We start from the raw sequence: 3,504 nt of genomic DNA on the forward strand, positions 1-3,504 counted from the left end.
CTTCTAATAATAAATGACCAACACCTGGACGATGAACTTCAACACCCAAAAAATCACGATCCAATGCAGCTTCAGCCATCGTTGCCAATGATTCACCATTACCAAAGCCAATTTCTAATGTACGTTGATCATTTTCTCTGCCAAACAGTTGATCCAAATCCAAACTATTTTCCAACATTTCTGGACGAATCAAATAAGGACTTTCCGCTAAAATACGATCTTGCCCTGGTGTTAAACGACCTTCGCGCTTTACAAAGCTACGAATTTCGCGCATATATACTGTTTTTTGATTCTCTTCTTTATTGTCCATAAGTTCTTTCGACATACTGTTTCACTATCTCTATAAATTCATCTGCTATATGGTCACCTTTTAAAGTCACCGTTTTTTGCCCATCTTCATATACTGGCGCCACAGGCGCTTCTCCGCTGCCAGGTAAGCTGATACCAATATTTGCTAATTTTGATTCGCCAGGACCATTAACAACGCAACCCATTACCGCAACCACCATAGATTCAACGCCTGGATAAACTGTTTTCCACTTTGGCATAATATCATCCAAGTAACCTTGAATATCTTGTGCTAAACGTTGAAAGTAATCACTACTTGTACGACCACAACCCGGACACGCAGTCACTTTTGGTGTAAATAAACGAAAGCCCAAACTTTGCAAAATATCTTTGCCCACTAAAACCTCTTCAGTACGTGGTGCACCTGGTAATGGCGTCAAAGACACTCGAATCGTATCACCAATACCTTGTTGCAAAATTACTGATAATGCAGCAGATGAAGCAACAATACCCTTCGTTCCCATACCCGCTTCTGTTAAACCTAAATGCAAGGGCAAGTCGGTTTTACCTGCAATATCCTGATACACAGAAATCAAATCTTGGCACTGACTCACTTTGACTGACAAAATCATTTGATCATTACGTAATCCCAAAGATTTAGCATAAGCAACACTTTCCATTGCAGATACAATCATTGCTTCGCGCATAATCATATCATTCGATAATGGAATTTCACGATTTTGATTTTCAGTAAATAATCTTGCTAAAACTTCTTGATCTAAACTACCCCAATTCACACCGATACGTACAGGCTTTTGATAACGTACAGCCATTTCAATTAAACTAGCAAACTGTTCATCACGTTTCTGCCCACGCCCAACATTCCCGGGATTAATCCGCAACTTTGCTAAAGCGGCAGCACATTCAGGTGTTTTACTCAATAAACGATGACCATTAAAATGGAAATCGCCAATCACAGGCGTATCATAACCATATTTCGCTAAGCGGTTCACAATCTCAGGTACAGCTTGTGCCGCCTTATCTGTATTAACTGTAATTCTCACTAATTCAGAGCCAACATCAGCCAACTCCATAATCTGTTGAGTAGTGGCAATGACATCTTCTGTATCTGTATTAGTCATAGATTGAATCCTGATAGGATAATCAGAACCAATGCCTACATTACCAACCATTACTTGTGTCGTCTTGCGTCGCACTATTGTATCAGCCATTTGGGGCGTAAATCCTAAACTAAATAAAGTGCACATTATCTCTAAGAGTGCAAGATAACTCAAGGAATGAATAGTTAAGAACATCACAACAATTTCCCTAATACTATTTCAGGGTTACAATAGAGCAATTTTTATCATAACAGGGGAATTTTTATGAGCTATACAGCCTATAAGGCATTACATATTATTGCGATGGTAACGTGGTTTGCGGGGTTATTCTATCTCCCACGATTATTTGTTTACCATGCGATGAATAAAGATCAAAATACCAATGAAACATTTAAAGTTATGGAGAGAAAATTAGCTATTATGATGGATATTGGTGCATTTTTCACAATTGCATTAGGAATTACATTAATCATTAAAAATCCTGCTATTATGAAAATGACTTGGTTACATATTAAATTATTACTAGTTATTTTTTTAGTGGCTTATCATGTGATATGCAGAATTTATGTGAAACAATTCAGATTAGATCTCAATACTCGCTCTCATAAATTCTATCGTTTATTCAATGAACTCCCGACAGTACTATTAGTCGCCATTGTATTCTTAGCGGTATTAAAAATGCCAATATCATTTAGCTAATCATTCTAAATAGGGTAACAACATTTTTAGAATACCCATCACATAATTATACCGCCCTATGGGTGGAATAGTTATCAAAGTTAAGTTTTAAACCTATTGCACCATATCAATAAAAAAACCTGACATTTTATTCATGTCAGGTTTTTTAATTACCTCAAATCTTGCTCTATGGGCTTTTGAATAAACCGGCGCAGTCTTGGTCGCTTAATTTGCCCTTTTCTTCTCACAACCGTTTTATCATCTAGCTTAATATGTTCTTCGTCGTAAACCCATTCACGCCAAATCACTAAAATTAATGCCATCAATACTGGACCAATAAATAAACCCAATAAACCCATTGTCTGCAAACCGCCAACCAAACCAAAAAATGTTGGTAAAAATGGCAATTTAGCAGGACCACCTACTAATCGTGGGCGAATGGTCTTATCTACGATGAATAATTGACATGCCCCCCAAGAAAACAGGATAACACCTTGCGTTGCCGTCCCACTCCCCACTAAATACAAAGATACCATTGTCATAGATAATGGTGCGCCACCCGGAATCAAAGCACATATGCCAGTAATAATCCCAAGTGTTAAAGCCGTGGATGACGGAATCCCCACCAACCAATAAACAATACCAAAAACAATCCCTTCACCAATGGCAATAATGACCATTCCCATAACAGTGGAACGAATCATGATTGGAATTACGCCAGACATTCTTTCCCAACGTTCCAAAAAGATAATGTGCCCAACTTTTGCAAGATTACCTTGTAGCTTTTTGCCATCTTTGTATAAAAAAAACAGAATAATTAAAATAAATAACAAATAAAATCCAGCACTCGCAAAGCTCTTACCTAAAGCTAAAATATAATTAGCAAAACTTGTCACTCTTTGTAAGCCCGCCAATTGCAGCAGTTCATTTAAGCCATTTTCTTTGCCTAAATATTCAAGCCATAATTCATCAAGATGTGCACCTGCCAATGGTAAATTTTTAATCCACGTAGGCGTCACACTTCCAAATCTGTTCAATTGCACAAGCCAATTACTAAACCCTTGAAATTCAAATAATAGATAATGCCCAAGCCATAAGACTGGCAAGACAATCAATAATGTAATGAATACAATGGCAATACTTGATGCGATTGTCGAGCGACCTTTCAATAATTTTAATAAATCATTGTAAGTAGGCCACGTCACAACAGCGATAATAATTGCTGCTAAACCTGGTGCAAAAAACTGATGAAAAAAATAGACGCCTGCAAAAAGCAGCGACAATATTAGCCATTTACCTAACGGATGATAAGTTAATGGTTTAAAAGCTGTTGCCGAGTGCTTTATTGTCATTTAAATATGCTCAACTGTTAAAATTTCGTATAATTGTACACCTCCTGGCGTTTCAATACGAACTT

The 3,504-nt window shown here is 37.3% G+C and carries 4 protein-coding genes; 1 reads left to right on the forward strand and 3 read right to left on the reverse strand.

What is annotated here, in order from left to right:
* A partial coding sequence (locus tag BZK14_RS08645; protein WP_483887735.1) for a tRNA (guanine(46)-N(7))-methyltransferase TrmB occupies positions 1-325 on the reverse strand: 325 nt, incomplete at its 3' end.
* A complete protein-coding gene (gene ispG / locus BZK14_RS08650; RefSeq protein ID WP_077926113.1) occupies positions 300-1,520 on the reverse strand; it encodes a flavodoxin-dependent (E)-4-hydroxy-3-methylbut-2-enyl-diphosphate synthase in 1,221 nt (406 codons plus the stop codon). The genes ispG and BZK14_RS08645, both read right to left, overlap by 26 nt.
* Before the next feature lie 153 nt (positions 1,521-1,673).
* Between ispG and hemJ the strand changes: the two genes are divergently transcribed.
* On the forward strand, positions 1,674-2,108 hold the full coding sequence (gene hemJ, locus BZK14_RS08655; RefSeq protein WP_077926114.1) for a protoporphyrinogen oxidase HemJ: 435 nt from the start codon (positions 1,674-1,676) through the stop codon (positions 2,106-2,108).
* A gap of 149 nt (positions 2,109-2,257) precedes the next feature.
* Here hemJ and BZK14_RS08660 read toward each other — a convergent pair whose 3' ends face one another.
* Entirely contained in the window at positions 2,258-3,439 is a 1,182-nt protein-coding gene (locus BZK14_RS08660; protein ID WP_077926115.1) for an AI-2E family transporter, read from the reverse strand.
* Positions 3,440-3,504: the final 65 nt, after the last annotated feature.

Origin of the sequence: Wohlfahrtiimonas larvae (assembly GCF_002006755.1) — a bacterium.
Taxonomy (GTDB): domain Bacteria; phylum Pseudomonadota; class Gammaproteobacteria; order Cardiobacteriales; family Wohlfahrtiimonadaceae; genus Wohlfahrtiimonas; species Wohlfahrtiimonas larvae.

Coding starts and splice junctions, on each gene's coding strand:
- hemJ (WP_077926114.1), top strand. CDS start 1,674: ATGAGCTATACAGCCTATAAGGCATTACATATTATTGCGATGGTAACG.
- BZK14_RS08660 (WP_077926115.1), bottom strand. CDS start 3,439: ATGACAATAAAGCACTCGGCAACAGCTTTTAAACCATTAACTTATCAT.
- ispG (WP_077926113.1), bottom strand. CDS start 1,520: ATGGCTGATACAATAGTGCGACGCAAGACGACACAAGTAATGGTTGGT.